At 46.7% G+C, this 24,467-nt stretch carries 22 protein-coding genes; 12 read left to right on the plus strand and 10 right to left on the minus strand.

The features are described 5' to 3' along the window. Window positions 1-24: 24 nt before the first annotated feature. From srfAC to CVV77_RS15250, 3 genes are all read left to right on the plus strand, one after another. Window positions 25-3,852, plus strand: coding sequence for a surfactin non-ribosomal peptide synthetase SrfAC (gene srfAC, locus CVV77_RS15240; protein ID WP_100275808.1), 3,828 nt, complete (start codon window positions 25-27; stop codon window positions 3,850-3,852). A gap of 27 nt (window positions 3,853-3,879) precedes the next feature. After that, window positions 3,880-4,608, plus strand: a complete 729-nt coding sequence (gene srfAD / locus CVV77_RS15245; RefSeq protein WP_003240143.1) for a surfactin biosynthesis thioesterase SrfAD — start codon at window positions 3,880-3,882, stop codon at window positions 4,606-4,608. Window positions 4,609-4,705: 97 nt separating this feature from the next. Then, window positions 4,706-5,932 (plus strand): MFS transporter, encoded by a 1,227-nt coding sequence (locus CVV77_RS15250; RefSeq protein WP_100275809.1) that lies wholly within the window; start codon window positions 4,706-4,708, stop codon window positions 5,930-5,932. Between the two features lie 27 nt (window positions 5,933-5,959). On the opposite strand, the gene CVV77_RS15255 is transcribed toward CVV77_RS15250, so the two are convergent. Both CVV77_RS15255 and CVV77_RS15260 read right to left on the minus strand, forming a co-directional pair. Then, the gene (locus tag CVV77_RS15255; RefSeq protein ID WP_100275810.1) at window positions 5,960-6,499 is read right to left on the minus strand and encodes a YcxB family protein; all 540 of its coding nucleotides are present in this window, start codon (window positions 6,497-6,499) and stop codon (window positions 5,960-5,962) included. Between the two features lie 49 nt (window positions 6,500-6,548). Further along, window positions 6,549-7,493, minus strand: a complete 945-nt coding sequence (locus CVV77_RS15260; RefSeq protein WP_100275811.1) for a DMT family transporter — start codon at window positions 7,491-7,493, stop codon at window positions 6,549-6,551. Window positions 7,494-7,617: 124 nt separating this feature from the next. On the opposite strand from CVV77_RS15260, the gene CVV77_RS15265 reads away from it, so the two are divergent. Next, window positions 7,618-8,952, plus strand: a complete 1,335-nt coding sequence (locus CVV77_RS15265; protein WP_100275812.1) for an aminotransferase-like domain-containing protein — start codon at window positions 7,618-7,620, stop codon at window positions 8,950-8,952. Here the strand turns inward: CVV77_RS15265 and CVV77_RS15270 are convergent. The 6 genes from CVV77_RS15270 to bsdA all read right to left on the minus strand — a co-directional run bounded on the left by CVV77_RS15270 (window position 8,947) and on the right by bsdA (window position 13,935). After that, a complete protein-coding gene (locus CVV77_RS15270; protein WP_100275813.1) occupies window positions 8,947-9,621 on the minus strand; it encodes a 4'-phosphopantetheinyl transferase in 675 nt (224 codons plus the stop codon). The two genes, CVV77_RS15265 and CVV77_RS15270, sit on opposite strands and share 6 nt — an antisense overlap. 103 nt (window positions 9,622-9,724) lie before the next feature. Further along, window positions 9,725-10,372, minus strand: a complete 648-nt coding sequence (locus CVV77_RS15275) for a YczE/YyaS/YitT family protein (protein ID WP_100275814.1) — start codon at window positions 10,370-10,372, stop codon at window positions 9,725-9,727. Window positions 10,373-10,692: 320 nt separating this feature from the next. After that, window positions 10,693-11,436, minus strand: coding sequence for a cystine ABC transporter ATP-binding protein TcyC (tcyC, locus tag CVV77_RS15280; protein WP_003240152.1), 744 nt, complete (start codon window positions 11,434-11,436; stop codon window positions 10,693-10,695). A 13-nt stretch (window positions 11,437-11,449) separates the two neighbouring features. Next, complete coding sequence (gene tcyB / locus CVV77_RS15285) at window positions 11,450-12,154, minus strand: cystine ABC transporter permease TcyB (RefSeq protein WP_003240153.1); 705 nt, start codon at window positions 12,152-12,154, stop codon at window positions 11,450-11,452. Continuing rightward, on the minus strand, window positions 12,141-12,947 hold the full coding sequence (gene tcyA, locus CVV77_RS15290) for a cystine ABC transporter substrate-binding lipoprotein TcyA (protein WP_019257453.1): 807 nt from the start codon (window positions 12,945-12,947) through the stop codon (window positions 12,141-12,143). The genes tcyB and tcyA overlap by 14 nt, the downstream gene beginning before the upstream one ends. A 115-nt stretch (window positions 12,948-13,062) precedes the next feature. Further along, window positions 13,063-13,935: a transcriptional regulator BsdA gene (gene bsdA, locus CVV77_RS15295; RefSeq protein WP_014112633.1), complete on the minus strand. Its 873-nt coding sequence runs from the start codon at window positions 13,933-13,935 to the stop codon at window positions 13,063-13,065. 89 nt (window positions 13,936-14,024) lie between these two features. Between bsdA and CVV77_RS15300 the strand changes: the two genes are divergently transcribed. The 5 genes from CVV77_RS15300 (at window position 14,025) to CVV77_RS15320 (ending at window position 17,683) form a co-directional block, all read left to right on the plus strand. Next, window positions 14,025-14,639, plus strand: coding sequence for a non-oxidative hydroxyarylic acid decarboxylases subunit B (locus tag CVV77_RS15300; RefSeq protein WP_100275949.1), 615 nt, complete (start codon window positions 14,025-14,027; stop codon window positions 14,637-14,639). A 2-nt stretch (window positions 14,640-14,641) separates the two neighbouring features. Then, a complete protein-coding gene (bsdC, locus tag CVV77_RS15305; RefSeq protein WP_003240157.1) occupies window positions 14,642-16,063 on the plus strand; it encodes a phenolic acid decarboxylase BsdC in 1,422 nt (473 codons plus the stop codon). Between the two features lie 17 nt (window positions 16,064-16,080). After that, on the plus strand, window positions 16,081-16,308 hold the full coding sequence (gene bsdD, locus CVV77_RS15310; protein WP_019257455.1) for a phenolic acid decarboxylase subunit BsdD: 228 nt from the start codon (window positions 16,081-16,083) through the stop codon (window positions 16,306-16,308). Beyond that, window positions 16,305-16,769, plus strand: coding sequence for a pyridoxamine 5'-phosphate oxidase family protein (locus CVV77_RS15315; protein WP_084994534.1), 465 nt, complete (start codon window positions 16,305-16,307; stop codon window positions 16,767-16,769). The genes bsdD and CVV77_RS15315 overlap by 4 nt, the downstream gene beginning before the upstream one ends. 68 nt (window positions 16,770-16,837) lie before the next feature. After that, window positions 16,838-17,683 carry an alpha/beta fold hydrolase gene (locus tag CVV77_RS15320; protein ID WP_100275815.1) on the plus strand — a complete coding sequence of 282 codons (846 nt, stop codon included), beginning with the start codon at window positions 16,838-16,840 and terminating at the stop codon, window positions 17,681-17,683. 39 nt (window positions 17,684-17,722) lie between these two features. On the opposite strand, the gene CVV77_RS15325 is transcribed toward CVV77_RS15320, so the two are convergent. Then, window positions 17,723-19,201 (minus strand): peptide MFS transporter, encoded by a 1,479-nt coding sequence (locus CVV77_RS15325; protein ID WP_003240164.1) that lies wholly within the window; start codon window positions 19,199-19,201, stop codon window positions 17,723-17,725. 279 nt (window positions 19,202-19,480) lie between these two features. Here CVV77_RS15325 and CVV77_RS15330 point away from each other — a divergent pair, with 279 nt between their 5' ends. Continuing rightward, window positions 19,481-21,235: a right-handed parallel beta-helix repeat-containing protein gene (locus CVV77_RS15330; RefSeq protein WP_084994540.1), complete on the plus strand. Its 1,755-nt coding sequence runs from the start codon at window positions 19,481-19,483 to the stop codon at window positions 21,233-21,235. Between the two features lie 15 nt (window positions 21,236-21,250). On the opposite strand, the gene CVV77_RS15335 is transcribed toward CVV77_RS15330, so the two are convergent. Further along, window positions 21,251-21,472, minus strand: a complete 222-nt coding sequence (locus CVV77_RS15335) for a YczF family membrane protein (RefSeq protein ID WP_003240168.1) — start codon at window positions 21,470-21,472, stop codon at window positions 21,251-21,253. A 125-nt stretch (window positions 21,473-21,597) separates the two neighbouring features. On the opposite strand from CVV77_RS15335, the gene gerKA reads away from it, so the two are divergent. Then, window positions 21,598-23,232 (plus strand): spore germination protein GerKA, encoded by a 1,635-nt coding sequence (gene gerKA, locus CVV77_RS15340; protein ID WP_100275816.1) that lies wholly within the window; start codon window positions 21,598-21,600, stop codon window positions 23,230-23,232. Further along, window positions 23,222-24,445 carry a Ger(x)C family spore germination protein gene (locus CVV77_RS15345; protein WP_019257460.1) on the plus strand — a complete coding sequence of 408 codons (1,224 nt, stop codon included), beginning with the start codon at window positions 23,222-23,224 and terminating at the stop codon, window positions 24,443-24,445. Before gerKA ends, CVV77_RS15345 begins: the two co-directional genes overlap by 11 nt. Window positions 24,446-24,467 lie beyond the last annotated feature (22 nt).

The following is a 24,467-nucleotide window of genomic DNA, read 5'->3' on the forward strand; positions in this document are numbered from 1 at the left end:
TTACAGAAGGCGGGAGCGAAGCATATGAGTCAATTTAGCAAGGATCAGGTTCAAGATATGTATTACCTATCGCCGATGCAGGAAGGGATGATGTTTCATACCATCCTGAATCCCGGCCAGAGCTTTTACCTTGAACAAATCACGATGAAAGTAAAAGGCAGCTTGAATATCAAATGCCTTGAAGAAAGCATGAATGTGATCATGGACCGGTACGATGTATTTCGTACCGTGTTCATTCACGAAAAAGTAAAAAGACCTGTCCAAGTCGTATTGAAAAAAAGGCAGTTTCATATAGAAGAAATCGATCTGACACACTTAACGGGCAGCGAGCAAACAGCCAAAATCAATGAATACAAAGAACAAGATAAGATCAAGGGCTTTGATTTGACGCGGGATATTCCAATGCGGGCAGCCATTTTCAAAAAAGCTGAAGAAAGCTTTGAATGGGTGTGGAGCTACCACCACATTATCTTGGACGGTTGGTGCTTTGGCATCGTCGTGCAGGATCTGTTTAAAGTATACAATGCCCTGCGCGAACAAAAGCCGTACAGTCTGCCCCTTGTCAAACCGTATAAAGACTACATCAAGTGGCTTGAAAAGCAGGATAAACAAGCATCACTGCGTTACTGGCGCGAGTACTTAGAGGATTTTGAAGGACAGACAACGTTTGCGGAGCAAAGAAAGAAACAGAAGGGCGAATACGAGCCGAAAGAGCTGCTCTTCTCACTGCCGGAGGCGGAAACAAAGGCCTTTACCGAGCTTGCAAAATCGCAGCATACCACTTTGAGTACGGCGCTCCAGGCAGTCTGGAGCGTATTGATCAGCCGCTATCAGCAGTCTGGCGATTTGACCTTCGGGACAGTCGTTTCCGGGCGTCCCGCGGAAATCAAAGGCGTTGAACATATGGTCGGGCTGTTTATCAACGTTGTCCCAAGACGGGTGAAACTGTCTGAGGATATCACATTTAACGGTTTGCTCAAGCAGCTGCAGGAGCAATCGCTTCAGTCTGAGCCGCATCAATATGTGCCGCTCTATGACATCCAAAGCCAAGCCGATCAGCCGAAACTGATTGACCACATCATTGTCTTTGAGAATTATCCGCTTCAGGATGCAAAAAATGAAGAAAACAGTGAAAACGGCTTTGATATGGAGGATGTACATGTTTTTGAGAAGTCGAATTATGATCTCAATCTAATGGCTTCCCCAGGGGATGAGATGCTGATTAAGCTTGCCTATAATGAGAATGTGTTTGATGAGGCGTTTATCCTGCGCTTGAAATCTCAGCTTCTCACAGCGATTCAGCAGCTCATCCAGAATCCGGATCAGCCTGTCAGCACGATCAACCTCGTTGACGACAGGGAGAGAGAATTTTTGCTAACCGGCTTAAACCCGCCGGCTCAAGCTCATGAGGCAAAGCCTCTGACGGAATGGTTCAAGGAAGCGGTGAACGTTAATCCTGATGCACCGGCGCTCAAGTATTCCGGACAGACTCTTTCCTATCGCGAATTAGATGAGGAAGCGAACCGCCTTGCACACCGTTTGCAAAAGCAGGGCGCAGGCAAAGGCTCCGTTGTAGCTTTGTACACGAAGCGTTCGCTTGAACTGGTGATCGGCATTCTCGGTGTATTAAAAGCGGGAGCGGCCTATCTGCCGATTGATCCGAAGCTGCCGGAGGAACGAATCTCGTATATGCTGACTGACAGCGCCGCAGCCTGTCTGCTGACACATCAGGAGATGAAAGAAAAAGCGGCTCAGTTGCCGTATACAGGAACAACGCTCTTCATCGATGATCAAACACGGTTTGCAGAACAGGCAAGCGATCCTGCAGTCGCGATTGAACCCGACGATCCGGCATATATCATGTACACGTCCGGTACAACCGGAAAGCCGAAAGGCAATATCACCACTCATGCCAATATTCAAGGATTGGTCAAGCATGTAGACTACATGGCATTTTCCGAAAAAGATACGTTCTTATCTGTTTCGAATTACGCCTTTGACGCATTTACCTTTGATTTCTACGCTTCAATACTGAATGCGGCACGGCTCATTATCGCAGATGAACATACGCTGCTTGATACAGAACGTCTAACCGATCTGATTCATCAAGAGAATGTCAATGTCATGTTTGCGACAACTGCATTATTTAATCTTCTCACAGATGCGGGAGAGGATTGGATGAAGGGGCTTCGCTGCGTGTTATTCGGCGGAGAGCGCGCGTCTGTGCCTCACGTCAGAAAAGCGCTGCGGGTCATGGGGCCGGGCAAGCTGATTAACTGCTATGGGCCTACTGAGGGCACGGTGTTTGCGACAGCTCACGTCGTGCATGATATACCCGATTCCATCTCCTCATTGCCGATCGGAAAGCCGATCAGCAATGCCAGTGTTTATATTCTCAACGAGAAAAACCAGCTCCAGCCATTCGGAGCGGTCGGTGAACTGTGCATCAGCGGAATGGGCGTGTCAAAAGGGTATGTAAACCGTCATGACCTGACGAAGCAAAAGTTTATGACGAACCCGTTCAAGCCGGGAGAAACGCTTTACCGCACAGGGGATTTAGCACGCTGGCTGCCGGATGGAACAATTGAATACGCCGGCCGTATTGACGACCAGGTCAAAATACGCGGACACCGGATTGAGCTTGAAGAAATCGAAAAGCAGCTGCAGGAATATCCGGGTGTGAAAGATGCGGTCGTTGTTGCAGACCGCCATGAGTCTGGCGATGCGACAATCAACGCCTACCTCGTGAACCGGACGCAGCTTTCAGCTGCAGACATAAAGACACACCTGAAAAAACAGCTTCCTGCTTACATGGTGCCGCAAACCTTTACTTTCATGGACGAGCTTCCTTTAACGACAAACGGGAAGGTCAATAAACGGCTGCTGCCAAAACCGGATCAGGATCAGCTAACGGAAGAATGGATCGGACCCCGCGACGAGACAGAAGAAACAATCGCACAAATCTGGTCCGAGATTCTCGGCAGACAGCAGGTCGGCATTCATGACGATTTCTTTGCGCTTGGCGGGCACTCCTTAAAGGCAATGACCGCCGCTTCCCGCATCAAGAAAGAGCTCGGGATTGACCTCCCGGTGAAGCTTTTGTTTGAAGCGCCGACGATCGCGGGCATTTCAGCGTATCTGAAAAACGGGGGCTCAGATGGATTGCAGGATGTAACGATGATGAATCCCGATCAGGATCAGATCATTTTCGCATTCCCGCCGGTCTTGGGCTATGGCCTCATGTACCAAAACCTGGCCAGCCGCCTGCCGACATACAAGCTGTGCGCCTTTGATTTCATTGAGGAGGAAAACCGGCTTGACCGCTATGCGGATTTGATTCAGAAGCTTCAGCCGGAAGGGCCGCTGACACTGTTCGGGTATTCGGCGGGTTGCAGCCTGGCGTTTGAAGCTGCCAAAAAGCTTGAGGAACAGGGACGCATTGTTCAGCGGATCATCATGGTGGATTCCTATAAAAAACAAGGTGTCAGCGATCTGGACGGACGCACGGTTGAGGCCGATGTCGAAGCGTTGATGAATGTCAACCGGGACAATGAAGCGCTCAACAGCGAAGCCGTCAAACAAGGCCTCAAGCAAAAAACACACGCTTTCTATTCATACTACGTCAACCTGATCAGCACAGGCCAGGTGAAAGCGGATATTGATTTGCTGACTTCTGGCGTTGATTTTGACATGCCGGAATGGCTTGCATCGTGGGAAGAGGCAACAACAGGTGCTTACCGTGTGAAAAGAGGCTTCGGAACACACGCTGAAATGCTCCAGGGCGAAACGCTAGATAGGAATGCCGGGATTTTGCTCGAATTTCTTAATACACAAACCGTAACGGTTTCTTAAATGAGGTAATGAAAGGAGGAGACGGCCATGAGCCAACTCTTCAAATCCTTTGATGCGTCGGAAAAAACGCAGCTCATCTGTTTTCCATTTGCCGGCGGCTACTCGGCATCATTTCGCCCTCTCCATGCTTTTTTGCAGGGGGAGTGTGAGATGCTCGCTGCCGAGCCGCCGGGACACGGCACGAATCAAACGTCAGCCATTGAGGATCTCGAAGAGCTGACCGATTTGTACAAGCAAGAATTGAACCTTCGTCCTGATCGGCCGTTTGTGCTGTTCGGACACAGTATGGGCGGAATGATCACCTTCAGGCTGGCGCAAAAGCTGGAGCGTGAAGGTATCATTCCGCAGGCAGTTATCATTTCTGCGATACAGCCGCCGCATATTCAGCGGAAGAAAGTGTCTCATCTGCCTGATGATCAGTTTCTCGATCATATTATTCAATTAGGCGGAATGCCCGCGGAGCTCGTTGAAAATAAGGAGGTCATGTCCTTTTTCCTGCCTTCCTTCCGATCAGATTACCGGGCTCTTGAACAATTTGAGCTTCACGATGTGACCCCGATCCAATCGCCTGTTCATGTCTTTAACGGGCTTGATGATGAGAAATGTATACGGGATGCGGAAGGCTGGAAGAAGTGGGCGAAAGACATCACATTCCATGAATTTGCCGGCGGACACATGTTTTTGCTGTCACATACGGAAGAAGTGGCAGAACGGATTTTTGCGATATTGAATCAGCATCCGATTATTCAATCGTGATCAAAAGCGGACAGCGCTGGCTGTTCCGCTTTTTTGTTGAGTGGCAATTTTTACATGATATAATAGTCGCAATACTCAAACAAAGGCAGGTCGAAACATGCGCGCGTCTTCTATGATGAAATGGTTTGTATTGCTGTTTACGTTTGTTTTCGCCATCGGAATGAACTCATTCAGAAATTCCTTTCAATTTTTTATGCTGCCAATGGCGGATACCTTCCATGCCGACAGGTCGCTGATCTCGGTTTCTGTCAGCATTTTTATGATTACAACGGGCATCGTTCAGTTTTTTGTCGGTTTTTTTATTGACCGGTTCAGCGTCAGAAAGATTATGGCGCTTGGAGCTGTTTGTATCAGCGCAAGCTATTTGGTGCTTCCGTATTCACCAAATGTTCATGTGTTTTCTGCCATTTACGGCGTGCTCGGCGGAATCGGCTATTCCTGTGCGGTCGGCGTGACGACCCAGTATTTCATTAGCCGCTGGTTCGACACGCACAAAGGCCTGGCGCTCGCTATTTTGACCAATGCCAACTCAGCGGGCCTGCTGCTGCTCTCGCCCATTTGGGCAGCAGCTCCGTATCATGCCGGCTGGCAAAACACCTATACGATATTGGGCATCGTCATGGCGGCTGTTCTGCTGCCGCTCCTCGCCTTCGGGATGAAGCACCCGCCGCAAGCGCAAGCGCAGTCTGTAAAAAAATCTTATGACTGGCGGGGATTTTGGAACGTGATAAAGCAGTCCCGCCTCATTCATATCCTGTACTTTGGCGTGTTTACATGCGGATTTACAATGGGGATCATTGATGCTCATCTCGTTCCGATGCTGAAGGATGCGCATGTCTCTCATGTCAACGGAATGATGGCCGCGTTCGGGGCGTTTATCATCATTGGCGGATTATTGGCGGGCTGGCTGTCAGATCTCCTCGGCAGCAGAAGCGTGATGCTATCCATCTTATTTTTCATTCGGCTGCTCAGCCTGATTTGCCTGCTCATTCCCATTCTCGGAATCCATCACAGCGAACTTTGGTACTTCGGTTTTATCCTGTTATTCGGACTCAGTTACACAGGCGTGATCCCGCTGACCGCGGCGTCTATTTCAGAAAGCTATCAAACAGGATTAATCGGCTCGCTGTTAGGCATCAATTTCTTTATCCATCAGATCGCCGGTGCTCTCAGTGTGTATGCGGGCGGTTTGTTTTATGACATGACCCATGATTATCTGCTGATTGTTGTGGTTTGTGCGGTGCTTGTCGGTTTATCAGCTTTATTGGAGCTGGTGCCATTCAAAAACATTCATTTTCAACACAAAGAGAGAATTGACATTTAATAAAAAAAAGAGGGGACACCCCTCTTTTTAAGATTGCAACTTTACTTTTTTGGCGGGCACATGTTCTTTCACAAGCTGTCTGAACGAGTTCCGCTCATTTTCGAATTTGAAAAAACGTTGAGGTATCAAAATCAGCTGGAGACTGGAGGTTTTTATGGAGAATAAGTGTCTATATTCTGCCGCTCCCTTTATTTCATTCCATTCAAACAAGGTATCATAGTTTTTGGATTGAATTTGAATGCCTTGCTGATTAATGGTATATGTCCTTTTGCGTTTTAACCGCTCACTGTTCTTATAGCCGGTACGCAGCCGCAGATATAAAAAGGCAGTGAAGAGCAGTGTGAAGATCAGAGATACAACTGCTATGAAAATACCATTATAAATCAATTCTAATGTTTCGTTGTTATAAACGGTAAACGGAAATCCATATACGGAATACACCAATGCAGATAGGAGAAAAATATAAATATAACAAATCACCGCCGCTTTTCTTTGCCGGTATATAAAGTAATATCTCATATCTCGTAATGAAATGGCTCCCTCTAGGAAGACGCTATGTTGAATCATTCTTACAATGCACCTCAAATATATTTTCCTTCAACCCTAACATAAATTCTCATTTGTTCATAGAAATGGTTCCTTTTTGATGTTTCTTCTTTTTCTGCAGATTCATATTGCTCCCCAGCACGCCAATAATAATACAAAGGGCACCGGCAAGATGATACCAGGCCAGGCTTTCGTTTAGAATCACGACTCCTGCAATCATTGTCACGATGGTGGAGATATGATTAAAAGCGCTCATTTTAAACGCCTCAATCCGAGACAGCGTATAGTTGGACAGAAATGAAGTGACGAGTGAAGACAGCACACCCAAATACACAATGGCGAGAACAAAGCCGGGTTCCCGGAATGGCTGAAAATAAGTGCCGGCAGTTCCAGCCGCTCCGTGGCGCACAAGGGCGATGGCGTTGAAGGCGACAAAGCCGATCGCTGACATGATGTAGGTGAGCTCGGTCAGCTTGAACCGCTGCGTCATTTTTCTGGCAGCGGTATTGTACATCGCGGAGGACAAGGCGGACAGCAGGATCAGCAAAGATCCTTTTAAGCTGGCAGATTCCACGTCAACGCCCTTCATCACAAAAATAAACATGACGCCGGCAACGGATAAAACCGTGAAACCCTTCTGCGTCCACGTCGAGCGTTCCTTTAAAACATAAGAGGCAAAGACCATCGTGAAAATCGGAATGGCTGCCTGAATAATTCCCGCTTCTGAAGAGGACGAGTACACAAGGCCGAATGCCTGAAAGCTGAAAAACAACGCCGGATACAGCAGGGCGAGCGGCAAAATGGCAATGACGTCCTTTACACGGATTGATAGCTTTACCCAGCCGAATAAGACGGGTACAGTGGCCGCAGCAAACGCAATGGTGAACCGATGCGCCAGAATATCAAACGGTTCGGCTGTTTGCAGTGCGATTTTTACGAATAGAAAGGATAAACCGATAATGAACGAATATAAGATAGCCGCCATATAAGCGGAGGCTTGCTGTTTTTTTAACATAATGGGAGGTGCTCCTTTACCTGAATTGCAGCGCCGGTCGCTCTATTTTATTGTATGGCTGTGACCAGAGCGGTACAATGAGAAAAACAATGAACTGTACCGGTACAAAACAGGGGGAGAACGCATGGAGAAGTATATGAGCCTATTGACGAGAATAGAGGAGATGATGCAAAGCAGCGCTTATCAAGAAGGTGACAGGCTTCCGTCCATCCGTCAGCTGTCCGTCCGTTATCAAGTCAGCAAAAGCACAGTGATTCGCGCGCTGCAGGAGCTGGAAAAGCGTCACCTCATCTACTCCGTTCCGAAAAGCGGCTATTATATTGTGAAAAAGACGGGAAAAGCAAAAAGCGGACAGCAAGGCCTCATTGACTTTGCCACATCTGCGCCGGACCCCGATGTATTTCCGTATCTTGATTTTCAGCACTGCATCAACAAAGCGATTGATACATACAAAAACGATTTGTTTATTTATGGGACGCCAAAGGGGCTTCCATCACTCATCCGTGTACTCCGAAAGCTGCTCGCCAATCAGCAGGTATTTGCGGATGAACGGCATATTTTCATTACATCAGGTGTCCAGCAGGCGTTATCCCTGCTTTGTGCCATGCCGTTTCCAAATGGGAAAGTGAAGATCGCCATTGAACAGCCGGGCTATCATTTGATGATTGAACAGCTTGAAACGCTTGGGATACCCGCCATTGGAGTGAAAAGAACGGAGGAGGGGCTTGATATAGCCGAGATTGAGCGGCTGTTTCAGACAGAATCAATCAAATTTTTTTATACGATGCCGCGCTTCCATAACCCGCTAGGCTGTTCTTTATCAGAGCGTGATAAACAAGAGCTTGTGAGACTGGCAGAAACGTATGATGTCTATCTCGTTGAGGATGATTATCTCGGTGATCTGGAGGAAAATAAAAAGGCAGATCCGCTGTACGCATATGATCTGTCCTCGCATGTCATCTATCTGAAAAGCTTCTCAAAAATGATGTTTCCCGGTCTTCGGGTCGGGGCCGCTGTTTTGCCGGATGTGCTGGCTGACACGTTTCACACGTACAAAAAGCTGAACGACATCGACTGCTCGATGATTTCTCAAGCGGCGTTGGAAATTTATCTGAAAAGCGGCATGTACGGCAGGCATAAGGAGAAGATCCGCACTTCCTATAAGGAACGGTCACTGAGGCTTCATCAAGCCATCCAAACATATGGGCAGCTGGGGCGCGGCCGCTTCACGTTTTCCAGCGGGCAGGCACCCTGCATGCATACCCATCTGGTGCTTCCTCAGGATCTGCCGGCCTCAAGGGTGATTCAAAGGCTGAAAAAACAAGGGGTTCTCCTTGAGGCGATAGACCGTCATTATTTATCAGATTATCCGAAAGAAAATCTATTGAAAATCAATATTTCCAATGTAAAAACGGAAGATATTGAACATGGCGTCAAGCTGCTGCTGAGCCACTTATAAAAGCGCTTCGTACGAAACCATTGTGATATCCTCGGGGAAATCAGGGTGCGCGGCGCATACGGCCATTTTGTAGCCGGGATCCACCTCATAGGTTTTGATATAGCATGGTGTATGGCTGTCCGGAAGCTCAATGGATACTTGTCCGTCCTGATGCAGGCGCACTGAAAAGGAGTCAAGCGGAAGCGATAAGCCTTTGCCTTCCTGTTTGATAAAGCTTTCTTTCATTGACCATAGATGATAAAAATAGTCTGTCTGCTCGTCTTTGTTTTTGGCTAAAAGATCGCTGTACTCTGTTTTTGAAAAGAAACGTTTGGCGATCTCAAGGCTGATCGGTTTCGTTTTTTCAATATCGATGCCGATCGGCTGTGAATCAAACGCGCAAATGACCCAGCGGCCGGAGTGCGAAATGTTGAAATGGGCGTCAGGAAGATCAGGGATGCAGGGCTTCCCATATTCCTGCGTGCTGAAGCGGATATCAGCTTTGCCCAGCTGATACTGCCCGCTGATGACTGAGCGAACGAGCACATCTCCCAACAGGGTGCGGTGAGCATCTTCTTTGTGATAAAATCTCCGGCATTTCTCCCGTTTTTCAGGCGATATGAAAGACATGAACCGTTCAGTCTCTTCCTGTGAAAGCGGGCGGTCCATATAAATTCCGTAAATCTTCATTCTAGATCCTCCGTCTGCAAAAGATTGTCAAAACCATCCTATCATACTTCAATTAGACTCATATAGAGGAGAAAATAAAAAACAAAGCCGAGGCGGCTTTGTTTTAATGTAAGGGCGGAGTTGCTTTCACAGCGGATGTCCGCCTTGCCACAGCATAATTCAGCAGCTGGATTGACTGCGGCAATGAAAAGCGCAGAATGAGTCCGGTGAGGATGGCGGTCAAAATGGTGCCAAAACCGATCGGACCGCCCATGCCCCATGCCGCAAACAAAATGGTTATTTCCATGCCGTTCCGCACCCATTGTACATTCCAGCCGGTTTTTTCTGTAATCAGCATCATCAGTGAATCACGCGGCCCCGCGCCAAGGCCTGCTGATACATACACACCGACGCCGTAACCGATCAGCAGCACGCCGAGAGAGAAGACGATGACTGATCCCGTATAGGTGGAGGGGGCAGGCAGGAGGAAATTGAAAAAATCTATAAAAATACCAATGAGCACCATGTTCAGGATCGCCCCAATTTTTGGCCAAGCCCTCGTAAACAATGATGTTAATCCGACGATGAGCACTCCAATAATGATGGACCACTGGCCGACGGTAAGCCCAAAGTGCTGAAACAGGCTGTAATGAAATGCATCCCACGGACTAATGCCGAGTGCTTTTCCTTCTATCGTCAGGGATACACCAAAAGCCAAAATGATCAAACCGGCAAAATAAAATGTCCAGCGCAGAACAAGTTCTTGCTTCACGTGAGGTCCCTTCTTTCGTAAAAATCAGTCGATTGTCATTGTAGCACATCTGACAAAAGGGCGGAATAGGCGAAAGGGGCTCAACAAAAAAACAGGGTCGCCGCAGGCGCCCTGTTTCAGCGTGTTGGCAAACCCTAGCATTCGTTGTCAGGCCTGCGCTTCGGTGCACACGAATTTAACATTCGCTGTGCTTCAATGCTTGCCCTTCCTAGACTTCAAAGGTTTTCAATAACGCTGAAAATGACAAAATCCTAAAACGAAAATCGTTTTAGGATTTTGTCAACAATCTGAAACAGGGCGTTGACGCCCTGTTTTTCTTTTTACAACGGGTTCAAAATCCGGTTTAAGAACCGCTGTGTCCGTTCTTCTTTTGGTGCGGAGAAAATTTGCTCCGGCGGTCCCTGTTCCACGATGACGCCGCCGTCGATGAAGACGACTTCGTCCGCCACATCCTGGGCGAATTTGATTTCGTGGGTCACGACGACCATGGTCCAGCCTTCGTTGGCCAAATCCTTGATAACCTTAAGCACATCTCCGACAAGCTCGGGATCAAGCGCTGAGGTCGGTTCGTCAAACAGCATGAGCTCAGGCTGAATCGCCAATGCACGGGCGATGCCGACGCGCTGCTGCTGTCCGCCGGAAAGCTGGAACGGATATAAATCCATTTTGTCCTTCAATCCGACCTTATCAAGAAGCTGAATGGCTTCTTTTCTGACTTCCTCTTTGTTCCGTTTTTGCACCTGAACAGGGCCTTCCATCACATTTTCAAGCGCTGTGCGGTGCGGGAACAGGTGATACGCCTGAAACACCATGCCGGATTTCCGGCGAAGCTTTAGGATATCCGCCTGCTTCACCTTTTTGGAGAAATCGATGGAGAAATCATCAAATGCAAGCTCCCCGCGATTCGGAATCTCCAGCGCGTTCAGGCATCGGAGCAGCGTCGTTTTCCCTGAACCTGAAGGCCCAAGTATGGCGATGACTTTCCCTTTTTCAATCTTCATATCTATCTTTTTTAAAATTTCATTTTCACCGAATGATTTGTTTAATCCTTTAACGGTAAGCATACTCGGAACCTCCTTATTTGGCCACGTAGCGGTCAAGACGCCGTTCGATGACATGCTGGACGAGTGAAAGCAGGAAGCAGATAATCCAATAAATAAAGGCTGCTTCAATATAGATCACTAAAATCTGATCAAGATTCCGCGCGCCGATTTCCTGAGCTTTTCTGAAAAGCTCAGCGACCAAAATCTGAGAGGCGAGGGATGTATCTTTGATCAGGCTGATAAAGGTATTGGATAATGGCGGGATCGACACACGAAACGCCTGCGGCAAAATCACGCGGAACAGCGTTTTCTGATGTGTCATGCCGATTGTGTAGCCGGCTTCCCATTGCCCTTTCGGTACGGATAAAATAGATGCCCGAATGATTTCAGATGCATAGGCGCCGACGTTTAATGAAAAGGCGATAACTGCGCTTGGAAATGGATCTAATGTGACGTTAAAGGCCGGGAACAGATAGAAAATGATGAACAATTGAACGAGAAGAGGAGTGCCCCGTATCGCGGATACGTATACGCTGAACACCCATCTCAAAGGTCTCACTTTCGACATTCTGGCAAGCGCTGTAAGCAGCGCGATAATCATTCCGAATATAAAGGAAAGAATGGTAAGGGGAATCGTATAGTAGATTCCCCCTGAAAGTATCGGCCAGAATGACTGCTGCACCAGATCCCACGGGATCGCCGTGCCAAGCGTCAATGCCGGCAGATTATTTAGAAACATCTTCGCCGAACCATTTTTTGGAAATTTTAGAAAGAGTCCCGTCCTCTTTCATTTCTTTTAATGCTTTGTTGACTTGATCAACAACCTCGCCGCTTCCTTTGCGGAACGTGAAATATGTTGATTGCGGATCGCCTGTTTCAAAAGCGATTTTCACGTTTTTGTTGCCTGATGTTTTTAAGTAGTTCAATACGGCAAGTTTATCGTTGTATGTCATATCGACGCGGCCTTGCTGGATCAATTGAAGGGATTGTGCCAAGCCTTCAACGCCTTCAACTTTCGCGCCCGCATCTGTAGCTAATTTGTTGTAGTTGCTTGTCAGTGATTGAGCTGATGTTTTTCCTTTTACATCTGCTTCTGACTTAATATCGTTGTTGTCTTTTTTCGTAACGACAACGGCTCTTGATGTTGTGTATTTATCTGAGAAATCATATTTGTCTTCACGATCTGTTTTTCCGACTTGGTTGGCAATGACGTCAAACCGTTTGGAATTCAGGCCGGCAAACATGCTGTCCCATTGAGTTTCTTTAAAATCGGCTTTCAGTCCTAGGCGTTTTGCGACTTCTGTGATGACTTCCACATCATAGCCAGTCAGCTTGTCAGTGTCTTTGTCGTGGTAAGTGAACGGTTCATATGTTCCTTCCGTACCGACTGTCAGGACACCTTTTTTCTTAATTGAAGCCCAAAGATCGCCGTCTTTGGCGTTATCTTTTGACTGATTGTCATTTCCTGCTCCGCAAGCTGCGAGAACTGCAATGCTTACGACCATGAATAAAGCTAATAATGCTTTTTTCATCTTATTCCCCACTTTTCTGGTTGATTTTATTGAAATAAAAAAATAGCTTACAAATCTAAAGGATAACTTTTTTTTAGTATGAGTCAAGTAATTGGTTTTCATAAGGCAAAATCTTTTAAAATAAATCCAAAAATTGCTGTACCGGTTTTGGCAAATAACTGTCCGTTCTCCACATGACAGCCGGTGTCATAATGAAGGGATTGTTTTCGATATGCACAGTGTGAACGTGGTTTCTCATATGAACGGGAATCATCGTGACGGGCAGAATGGACGCGCCAAATCCGGAAGAAACGAGGCTGAGCAAAGTTGCGGAATCGTGGCATTCACAAACAATACGCGGCTCCAGATTCAAACGATGAAATTCATTCATGACCTGATTATAGACACCTTTCCCGTTGACAGGCCGCAGCAGAATCAGCGGAAAGGAAGGAATGTCCTCCATTTTAATGGTGTCACCGCACGGATATCCGGCCTCTTCTGAAAGCACGAGCACACATGGAATGTCATCAAGCTGTTTAAATTGGACTGTGTCGCTTTTGATCAGTGTCGTCGTGACCGCCGCATCGATTTGACGGCTTTCCAGCAGCTCTAACAGCGTCGCAGGCTCATTCTCCCAAATATTAAAGGTGAGGTGAGGGTATCTCTCTTTGATCTGTGTTACTTTTTCAAGCATCAGAGCGGCGCAATAAATCGTTGAACCCACGGCCAGTGTGCCTGCCACCTCCTCCTTCAGCTCTTGTACCTCGATGACGGCATCCTCAAACCTATGCAAAATCTCCTTAGCTCTTTTCAGAAAAACAGTTCCTTCATATGTAAGCGTCATTTGCTTTTTCTTATTCCGGTCAAACAAAACGACACCAAGCTCGTCCTCCAGCTGTTTCAGCTGCCTGCTTAAAGGCGGCTGCGCCATGTGAAGCTTTTTGGCGGCGGATGTGATTTTCTGTTCTTGGGCTATGGTAATGAAATATCGAAGCTGGCGAATGTCCAAAAGAAAGCGCCTCCTCACTATACCTTTTAGGTATTAAATATAGATTTAACAGATATTTTTCATATGGATATATCAGGAGTATGATGGAATTGAAAGCAGAATTCAAGCGTAAAGGAGGGGGCAAAGTGAAACTCGTTGTCGGAATGACAGGGGCAACAGGGGCCATTTTCGGGGTCAGGCTGCTGGAGTGGCTGAAGGCCGCCGGAGTGGAAACCCATCTCGTTGTGTCTCCTTGGGCTAACGTCACGATCAAACACGAAACAGGCTATACCTTAAAAGAAGTAGAACAACTGGCCACATACACATATTCGCATAAAGATCAGGCGGCAGCCATTTCAAGCGGTTCGTTTGATACCGATGGAATGATTGTTGCACCGTGCAGCATGAAATCTCTCGCAAGCATTCGCACCGGGATGGCGGATAATCTGCTGACACGTGCGGCGGATGTCATGCTCAAGGAGAGAAAAAAACTCGTCCTCTTAACGAGAGAAACGCCTTTGAACCAGATTCATCTCGAAAATATGCTAGCGCTTACGAAAATGGGCACCATCATTCTTCCTCCGATGCCGGCATTTTATAATCAGCCGAGCAGCTTAGAGGAAATGGTCGACCATATTGTATTCAGAACATTGGACCAATTTGGCATTCGCCTTCCTGAAGCGAAACGCTGGAATGGGATTGAAAAACAAAAAGGAGGAGCTTGATCATGGCTTATCAAGATTTCAGAGAATTTCTTGCTGCCCTTGAAAAAGAAGGACAGCTGCTAACAGTGAATGAAGAGGTAAAGCCGGAACCGGATTTAGGAGCCGCAGCACGCGCAGCCAGCAATCTTGGCGATAAAAGCCCCGCGCTCTTATTTAACAACATTTACGGCTATCACAACGCACAAATTGCGATGAATGTGATCGGCTCTTGGCCGAACCATGCAATGATGCTGGGCATGCCAAAAGACACGCCGGTAAAAGAACAGTTTTTTGAATTCGCGAAGCGTTATGACCAGTTTCCGATGCCGGTCAAACGTGAGGAAACAGCGCCGTTTCATGAAAATGAAATCACAGAAGATATCAATTTGTTCGATATACTGCCTCTTTTCAGAATTAACCAAGGAGACGGCGGTTACTATTTAGACAAAGCATGTGTCATTTCCCGCGATCTTGAAGACCCTGACAACTTCGGCAAACAAAACGTCGGCATTTACAGAATGCAGGTCAAAGGAAAAGACCGCCTCGGCATTCAGCCTGTGCCGCAGCACGATATTGCGATCCATCTGCGCCAAGCCGAAGAACGCGGCATCAATCTTCCGGTCACCATTGCGCTCGGCTGTGAGCCGGTCATTACAACGGCGGCATCGACTCCGCTTCTTTATGATCAATCAGAATACGAAATGGCAGGCGCAATTCAAGGCGAACCATATCGCATCGTCAAATCTAAGCTGTCTGATCTTGATGTTCCATGGGGCGCTGAAGTTGTGCTTGAAGGCGAAATCATTGCCGGAGAGCGTGAATATGAAGGCCCGTTCGGTGAATTCACAGGGCATTATTCTGGCGGACGCAGCATGCCGATCATCAAAATTAAACGCGTGTATCACAGAAACAATCCAATTTTCGAACATTTATACTTAGGCATGCCTTGGACAGAATGCGATTACATGATCGGCATCAATACTTGTGTGCCGCTTTATCAGCAGTTAAAAGAAGCATATCCGAATGAAATTGTGGCAGTAAACGCCATGTACACACACGGTTTGATCGCGATCGTTTCCACAAAAACACGCTATGGCGGATTTGCAAAAGCGGTCGGCATGCGCGCACTCACAACACCGCACGGACTCGGCTACTGCAAAATGGTCATTGTCGTTGACGAGGATGTCGATCCATTCAACCTGCCGCAGGTCATGTGGGCGCTTTCGACCAAAATGCATCCGAAGCACGATGCGGTTATTATTCCGGATTTATCTGTTCTGCCGCTTGACCCGGGATCTAACCCATCAGGGATCACTCACAAAATGATTCTTGACGCCACAACACCGGTTGCGCCGGAAACAAGAGGCCATTATTCACAGCCGCTTGATTCACCATTAACAACGAAAGAATGGGAGCAAAAACTAATGGACTTAATGAATAAATAAGGAAAGGATGATTCGATATGCATACATGTCCTCGATGCGATTCAAAAAAGGGAGAAGTCATGAGCAAATCGCCTGTAGAAGGCGCATGGGAAGTTTATCAGTGCCAAACATGCTTTTTTACATGGAGATCCTGTGAACCGGAAAGCATTACAAATCCCGCAAAATACAATCCGGCATTTAAAATCGATCCGAAGGAAACAGAAACAGCAATTGAAGTTCCGGCTGTGCCGGAGCGAAAGGCCTGATCAGCGTGAATTGTATTTCAGACCGTCTCTTTGAGCTGCTTGACGGGAAACGCCTAAAGGAGAAGCAGCATGAGGCTTTCGTTCTCCAAACGGTATCGGAGGACGGCTGGCCGCACGCCGCCATGATCAGCGCGGGAGAAATCATTGCTCTGAGCCGAACGGATATAAGAATCGCGCTGTGGAAAAACACAGCGACTGCCGCCAACATCCTTCGTACAGGAAAAGCGCAGTTCACGGCATGGTGGAGGGGAGCCGCTCATTATGTGAAGCTGCAATGCGAGCCTTTGCCGCCTTTGAAAGAAGCCGAATATGACAGAAACCGTTTTGCCTGCCGCATCGTTTCGGTGAAGGAGGACGTTGCGAAATATGCTGATTTGACTTCTGGTGTCCATATCCAGCTTCACAGCCCTGAAGAGGTGCTGAATAGATGGGAAAAGACGCTTGAGGAATTGAAGCAATAATATCGAAAGCCTGACGCCATCCGTCAGGCTTTTATTTTTATATAATGAAAACAAAGGAGGCGAGAGAAATGGAACGTACGGGGATCTGTCACTCAGACGGTTTTGATTTATCATATCGAATCGAGGGAGAGGGCGCACCCATTCTTGTGATCGGGAGTGCGGTTTACTACCCGCGTCTTTTTTCCGAACACATCAAACAGAAATATCAATGGATATTTGTCGATCATAGGGGATTTGCTAAACCCAAGAGGGAACTGCGGGCAGAAGATCTGAGGCTTGATGCCGTCTTGGCCGATATTGAAAGGATGAGAATATCTCTTCAGCTTGAAGATGTCGTCATCTTGGGCCATTCTGGGCACGCTTTTATGGCTTTAGAATATGCCAGGACATATCCTGAGCATGTTCGAAAGGTTGCGCTTTTCAATACCGCACCTGATAACAGTGAAGAAAGACAGCGAAAAAGCGAATCGTTTTTCATGGAGACCGCCAGTCTCGAGAGAAAGAAACGTTTTGAAAAAGACATTGCGAATTTGCCGCGGGACATAGAGATTGATCCCGAAAGACGCTTCGTGCACATGTGTATTCGCGCTGAAGCGAAAAGCTTTTATCAAGAGCGTCCGCATGCTGCTGCTTTATGGGACGGTGTTTTCACGAATATGCCGATCATTGATGAATTATGGGGACATACATTTGCCCAGCTTGATCTTATTGAGCGGTTAGCTGATGTTCAGGTGCCGGTGTATATCGGCTTAGGCAGATATGATTATCTGGTTGCGCCTGTTACGCTGTGGGATGCTGTTGAGGGGTCATATCCCCATGTGGAGAAGGTTATTTTTGAGAAGAGCGGCCATCAGCCGATGCTGGAAGAACCGCAAGCCTTTGATCAAAGCTTCAGTAAATGGATGGACAAATAAAAAAACAGCCCGTGATCAAAATCCGCGGGCTGTTTCTTATTATAAGACCCCTTTCATCGCGCGTTTGATAATCGGCGATAGCAGCAGGAGAATGCCGCCAAGTACGATTGATATCAAACCGATGGTGCCGAAGTACATTGTTTCAGGAATTTTATCAAACAATCCGGCTACTTGGGCATTGATCGCTTGGGCTGCTGCGTTAGTCAGAAACCACATACTCATTGTCTGTGCAGAGAATGCAGCTGGCGCCAGTTTCGTTGTTACGGATAAACCGACTGGAGACAGGCACAGCTCTCCAAGCACGACAAGCAGGAAGCTGAGAACGAGCCAAAGCGGGCTTACGAGTGCTTCTTTTCCTTGCATTGCAGGGAATACCATAATGATAAATGACAAGCCAGCTAGAATAATTCCGATTGAGAATTTAACTGGTGTGGACGGCTGGCGTTTGCCAAGCTTCATCCATAGCCACGCAAAAATTGGCGCAAAAATGACGATAAACAATGGATTTAATGATTGGAACCAAGATGACTGAAGTTCTAATCCGCCCAATGAAAGTCTTATGCGTTCATCAGCGTAAACCGCAAGAATGGTCGCTCCCTGTTCCTGAATAGCCCAGAACATGACAGCACCGATAAACAAAGGGATGTAAGCGGCAAGACGAGATTTTTCTGTTTTGTCCGCTTTTTTGCTTGTAAACATGATGATGAAATAAACAATAGGAATCAAAATACCGAGAATACTTACAAGGTCGATGAAACCATTGATCGTAAGCATGCCTGTTTGAACAGAAATAATCACTGCGATTGCCACAACGATAACACCGATTCCAGTGCCAATCGCAGATTTTTTAGACAGCGGATTCGGCACATTTGAGCCTGCAATCCCGAGGTTTTTCTTTCTTGTCAGGGCAAATACGATAAGTCCGAGAAGCATTCCAACTGCGGCAGCTCCGAAGCCGAGATGATAGTTGTACTTCTGTCCGAGTGTTCCGACAATTAACGGCGCGAGTAAACCGCCAAGGTTAATCCCCATGTAGAAAATACTGAAACCTGAGTCGCGGCGGGGGTCTTCTTTCGTGTAAAGATCTCCAACCACGCTTGAAACGTTTGGTTTTAATAAGCCTGTTCCGATAATGATAAGCACCATGCTGATATAGAATGCTGTCGCGCTGCCTGGATAGGCGAGTGCAATGTGGCCGAACATAATGAATATGCCGCCGTAAAACACAGTGTTTGCGGTTCCGAATACCCGGTCAGCAAGCCATCCGCCAATAATAGTGGACATGTATACGAGTGATCCGTAGATCGACATAATGGCAACCGCTGTGCCTTTGTCAAAGCCAAGCCCTCCGTTTACCGTCTCTGTATACAAATAGTAAAGCAAGATTGCTCTCATTCCATAGTAAGAGAAACGCTCCCAAAATTCGGTGAAAAATAGTGTAAATAGTCCTCGCGGGTGACCAAAGAACCCTTTTTGCGGGACGCTTTTAATGATACTTTCGTTATCAATCGAAGCCATGTCAGCCAAACCCTTTCTTAAAAAAGTGTATTATAAAAATCATATTCTTATATAATACTTGTGTCAATATAATTTATACTCATTTCAAGAAGTTCCAGAATAGAAAAAATATAAACGTATGAAAATAGTGAATTTATACTGGTTTTTAGGACTTTTTTCGTGAGGTTTTCTTACAAAACTATTCCTTTATATTTTTTTAATAAAATTTTAGAGAAATGTACAAGCGGATCGGGCCTTTGTGAGTATCATGATACTAATCATGGAGAAGGAGGCTCGCAATTGGCTGAATTCATATTAAATGCGGCGGATTTCGGTATTACAGGAGATGGTAAAACGGATTCAACAGAATTGATTAATCAGTGCCTCAGTACGGCTGTTTCGAAAGGATATCATACTGTCTGGTTCCCAAAAGGGACATATTTAATAGACGGGACACTTGGAGGAGATTCCAATCAAAAGTTTCGAAACGCCGGAATCATTGTTCCCGGCAACCTTGAGATTATGATGGACCCAGAGTGCATCATCAAAGTCATTCCGAACAGTTCGTGGGGGTATTCCGCATTTTATGTAGGCAGGCAAGAGAATATAACCATTTCCGGGGGACAAATTATCGGCGAGCGCGATGAACATACGTATGCGACCGCGGGGATAAGGTCAACCCATGAATGGGGCTTTGGCATTTGCATTGAAGGATGCTCGAATGTTGTCATTGATGATGTCAAAATTTCTGATTTCACCGGGGACGGGATTATTGTCAGTCCGTTAGGCTTAAAGACATCTAATAATTATCGAACGTCAGAGCATATTACCATCCGCCGCTGTGAGGTTCGGCGGTCGAGAAGAAATAACATTTCCATAACCGGATGTGACATGGTCACAGTGGAGGAATGCGTGATTGAAGATGCCGGGACGGGTAATGGAACAGCGCCGAAATTCGGAATTGATATAGAAGGATACGGTGAAGGCGATGTTGACTATGAAGAGCCGATCAATGTATCCATTCGCAATAACCATTTTAGCGGAAACGTTTCAAGTTCTGTGACCAATTTTAACGGGTACGGCATTTCAATAGAAGGAAACCACTCAGACAATACGATCAGCTATGGATATGGAACTCAAACGGTGATCAAGGGAAATATTCTCAGACGGGCGGAAGACGCGGCTGCTGCGCCTAGAGTCGGGATTACCGGACTCGGTGTATCACAAGGAAAAGAGAGCAGTGATGCGGTGATCGCCGGCAATCTTATTACCGGGTTTTCAACCGGGATTGATGTCAGAGGAAAGAGCGTTCTTGTCACGAACAACAAAATCAGTAACTTTGAAAACACAGGGATATTGGTTTATCAGTCTTCCGACGTGAAGGTAGACGGCAACCAAATTCAAAGCGGACTGTCTGAAACAAGGCGCAGTACCGGCCTTCGCGCAGTGCTGTCAGATGATAGCGCATTTCTGAATAACTGCCTCATTGAAGTCATTGACGGTGTGACCATAACCGGCGGCGATATGATCATAAAAGATAATGTGCTGAGAAAATTCAGCCGGGGAATTTGGATCGCTCAAGGAAACGCGGTGATTGAAGGAAATACAATGATTCCCGATGCGTTCGAAGGAGCCTTGGAATCGTATACCGTTTCCATCACGAACAATGCTAACGCCGTCATCAAAAACAATACATTTAAAAATTTTAAAAATTATCCGATTTACTGCTCCACAAGTGCAAAAACCTCTATTATCAGTAACCACTTTGAAAGATCTCCGCTTTTGGTCACCATCTATATCAGCGCCGGTGTACATGAGATATTTGATAATACCATTTCAGTCAACAGAACGGCCGGGAATCCGATTGTTATTTATGTCAACGGTTCTGCAGGTTCTATCATCTCTGGAAACACCATCAATAACCTCTCCGCAGGCACGGCGGTAGCCATCCAAACAAACACCTCAACCAATTCCAAAATCATCGGCAATCGCATCTTCAAAGGAACAATCAACAAACATACTAGCGATACAGCAGACGGCAATATTATCGCCTGAAAAAATCGCCCCGCTCTAGGGGTTCTTTTTTTTCGCTTTATAGAGCATATATATTTCCCTCACCAGTATCAGAACAAAAAATAAAAGCACGACCCATTCTGTAAACGTCGTCATTTTAAAGCTGGACATATTGTTATAAATGGCTTTTGTCAAACTGAAACCTTGAAGCATGTCCATGAAAACAGAAATAGTTAATAAACAAATTAATATGATCCCTGTCACGCCTAATATTTTCATGCTTCATCACCCTCCGCTTTTAGTGTCTATCTTTATCAGTGAAGTTATACCGCAGCCATCCGAATGCATAATCTCAACTCTCAAAGGAAGAATATGAGAAAACGACAAGGAAAGGTATTTTGTGTATGCCTTTATTTTTTAAGCGAAAGAACAATACCGGTTCAAAAGACAAACAGAATACGGAAGAAAAGAATCAGAACCAGCAGCAGGAAAAAGAAAGGCCGGTTTTCGTTTCCCCAAGTTTGGCAAAAAACATAGCTGAAACGAAAAAGGAAGTCGGAAGCAGCTCAGACGTCATCATTCGCGAGATCAAAATCGGGGAACAGGATCGTGTCCACCTCGCTGTTATTTATATTGCGGGTCTGGTCGATAATAACACGATTCATGAATCTCTAATCGAGCCCTTGGTTCAGGACGAGTCCATCCAAAATTCTCATGCCATCCAGCAGATTCTTGAAAAAACGCTCCCGCTGGGCGGAGTGAAAGCAGAAAAGGGCTGGGACAAGCTTTTTTCTGAATTAATGCTCGGCAATTCACTGATTTTCGCAGACGGTTCAGAAGAGGCGCTTATTTGCAGCACACAAGGGGGAGAGAAACGCTCCATCCAAGAGCCGAGCACCCAGATGTCCTTCCGCGGTCCGCGCCAAGGGTTCACAGAGTCTCTGCAAACCAATATTTCCATGATCCGCCGATACATCAAAAATCCGAATGTATGGGTAGAGAAAATGAAAATCGGATCTGTGACACACACGGATGTCGCGCTCATGTACATTCATGGCATTTGTGATGAAAAGGTGCTGAAAGAAGTGCGCTCGCGCCTGAAAAAAATAGATATTGACAGTATTTTAGAGTCTGGATATATCGAGCAGCTGATTGAAGATGAAACATTTACGACGTTTCCGACCTTGTATCATACAGAACGCCCGGATGTTGTAGCGGGAAATCTGTTAGAAGGGAGATTTGCGATTGTTGTGGACGGAACGCCGTTTGTTCTCATTGCGCCGGCTTTATTTATTCAATTTTTTCAGTCCGTTGAAGACTATTATTCGCGTTTTGACATTGCGACAAGCATACGGGTTCTGCGGGTTTTGGTCTTTTTTATTTCACTTGTCGCTCCGGCTGTTTATGTGGCAGCCACGACGTTTCACCAGGAAATGATTCCGACTCAGCTATTAGTGGTTATTGCGGCTCAGCGGGAGATTGTCCCTTTTCCGGCTGTTGTCGAAGCAATCACGATGGAGGTTGCTTTTGAGATTCTGAGGGAAGCCGGCGTCAGGCTGCCGCGCGTTGTCGGCTCGGCGGTATCGATCGTAGGTGCGCTTGTTATCGGCCAGGCTGCCGTACAAGCTGGCATCGTCTCACCAGCTATGGTCATTATCGTTGCCATCACCGCGATTGCCAGCTTCGCGACACCCGCATTTGCCATGGCCATTTCAGCCCGTCTCATTCGGTTTATCTTTATCATCGCGTCCTCTATTATGGGATTTTACGGACTGATTTTAGGGATCATTATGATGTTTGTCCATTTATGCAGTCTGCGCTCTTTCGGTGTTCCTTATATGTCGCCGCTTGCTCCTTTTTCTTCTCAAGGGGTAAAGGACACACTGTTCAGGGTTCCATGGTGGGCTGATCAAAAAAGGCCGGAATCAATCAGCAAGGAAGATAAGGTGCGGCAGGCGGAAGATCAGCGACCAGTGCCTGATGGTTCACGCGGAATGGTGAACAAAGACTTGGAAGAAGGGGATAAGAATGGTACGTAAACGTGTATTAGCCGTTCTCATGCTTTTGAGCGTCATTGTGCTGCCCGGCTGCTGGGATAAGCGGGAACTGACGGACCTTGCGATTATCTCAGCGATTGGCATCGATCGAACGAACGAAGGCAACTATGTGCTGCATCTTCAAATTATCAATCCCGGAAATGTTGCCGGCGGGCTTCAGGGAGGCGGTGCTGGAGACAGGCCGCCTATCTCGGTCTATTCCATTGAAGGCGATAATATGACGGAAGCACTCAGAAAAGCCTCCATGAAGGTATCCCGGCGGCTTTACTTTGCCCATACCAATCTGGTCGTGATCAGTGAAAAGCTGGCAAGAGAGGAAGGCTTGGATTTTGTGTTAGATAACCTTGACCGGGATACGGAATTTAGGACAACAGCGACAATGGTCGTTGCCCATAAAACAAAAGCGGAAAATATCGTAAAAATCCTGACGCCGATTGATAAAATTCCGTCAAATAAAGTCAATAAAACACTCGACTTCACGGAGGCGCAATACGGACGGGTGGTCAAAACCAATATTCAGGACGTCCTGAAAACACTTGCCATCACCACAAAAGCGCCGGTTATCCCGGGATATATGATGATTGGTGACGATAAAAAAGGAATCAGCATGGAAAACACGCAGGCGACCGATCCGAAAGCCATTCTTCAGGCAGACGGTTTGGCGGTTTTTGATAAGTCAGGCCATTTAAAGTATTGGATTGAAGACAAGGAAAGCGTTGGAGCCGTCTGGCTTATGAATAAGGTTCAGCATACGTTTGTTAATGCTGACTGGGGCAAGACGAAGGACGCGGTCAGCTTACAAATCACCCATCAAACCACAAAGCTGGTACCTGAGATGCGGAACGGGCGTCCTCGCATCCACGTGCATGTGACAGTTGAAGGAATTGTGGATGCTGTCAAATACCCTTTCCAATTGTCTAACCCAAAGGTGCTGGCCTCTATTGAAAAAGCTCTCAACAAAGAGTTGGAAAAGGAAATCAGCCATGCTGTGAAAAAGATCAAAAAGAACAAAATTGACTTTATCGGTTTTGGTGACACGATATATAGAAAGTATCCGAAGCAGTGGGAAAAAATGAAGGACACATGGGACAAAGAGTATTTGCCGGAACTGCCTGTCGATGTGAAGGCGGAGACGTATATCAGAAGAACGGGGTTGCGAAACAATCCACTCAGGCACCAGCTTAAAGGTGAGTAGGGCTGGAGAAAGGGGAAATGGC

Source organism: Bacillus sp. SN1 (genome assembly GCF_002796895.1).
Classification (GTDB): domain Bacteria; phylum Bacillota; class Bacilli; order Bacillales; family Bacillaceae; genus Bacillus; species Bacillus inaquosorum.

Coding starts and splice junctions, on each gene's coding strand:
- srfAC (WP_100275808.1), top strand. CDS start 25: ATGAGTCAATTTAGCAAGGATCAGGTTCAAGATATGTATTACCTATCG.
- srfAD (WP_003240143.1), top strand. CDS start 3,880: ATGAGCCAACTCTTCAAATCCTTTGATGCGTCGGAAAAAACGCAGCTC.
- CVV77_RS15250 (WP_100275809.1), top strand. CDS start 4,706: ATGCGCGCGTCTTCTATGATGAAATGGTTTGTATTGCTGTTTACGTTT.
- CVV77_RS15255 (WP_100275810.1), bottom strand. CDS start 6,499: ATGATTCAACATAGCGTCTTCCTAGAGGGAGCCATTTCATTACGAGAT.
- CVV77_RS15260 (WP_100275811.1), bottom strand. CDS start 7,493: ATGTTAAAAAAACAGCAAGCCTCCGCTTATATGGCGGCTATCTTATAT.
- CVV77_RS15265 (WP_100275812.1), top strand. CDS start 7,618: ATGGAGAAGTATATGAGCCTATTGACGAGAATAGAGGAGATGATGCAA.
- CVV77_RS15270 (WP_100275813.1), bottom strand. CDS start 9,621: ATGAAGATTTACGGAATTTATATGGACCGCCCGCTTTCACAGGAAGAG.
- tcyC (WP_003240152.1), bottom strand. CDS start 11,436: ATGCTTACCGTTAAAGGATTAAACAAATCATTCGGTGAAAATGAAATT.
- tcyB (WP_003240153.1), bottom strand. CDS start 12,154: ATGTTTCTAAATAATCTGCCGGCATTGACGCTTGGCACGGCGATCCCG.
- tcyA (WP_019257453.1), bottom strand. CDS start 12,947: ATGAAAAAAGCATTATTAGCTTTATTCATGGTCGTAAGCATTGCAGTT.
- bsdC (WP_003240157.1), top strand. CDS start 14,642: ATGGCTTATCAAGATTTCAGAGAATTTCTTGCTGCCCTTGAAAAAGAA.
- bsdD (WP_019257455.1), top strand. CDS start 16,081: ATGCATACATGTCCTCGATGCGATTCAAAAAAGGGAGAAGTCATGAGC.
- CVV77_RS15320 (WP_100275815.1), top strand. CDS start 16,838: ATGGAACGTACGGGGATCTGTCACTCAGACGGTTTTGATTTATCATAT.
- CVV77_RS15325 (WP_003240164.1), bottom strand. CDS start 19,201: ATGGCTTCGATTGATAACGAAAGTATCATTAAAAGCGTCCCGCAAAAA.
- CVV77_RS15335 (WP_003240168.1), bottom strand. CDS start 21,472: ATGAAAATATTAGGCGTGACAGGGATCATATTAATTTGTTTATTAACT.
- gerKA (WP_100275816.1), top strand. CDS start 21,598: ATGCCTTTATTTTTTAAGCGAAAGAACAATACCGGTTCAAAAGACAAA.
- CVV77_RS15345 (WP_019257460.1), top strand. CDS start 23,222: ATGGTACGTAAACGTGTATTAGCCGTTCTCATGCTTTTGAGCGTCATT.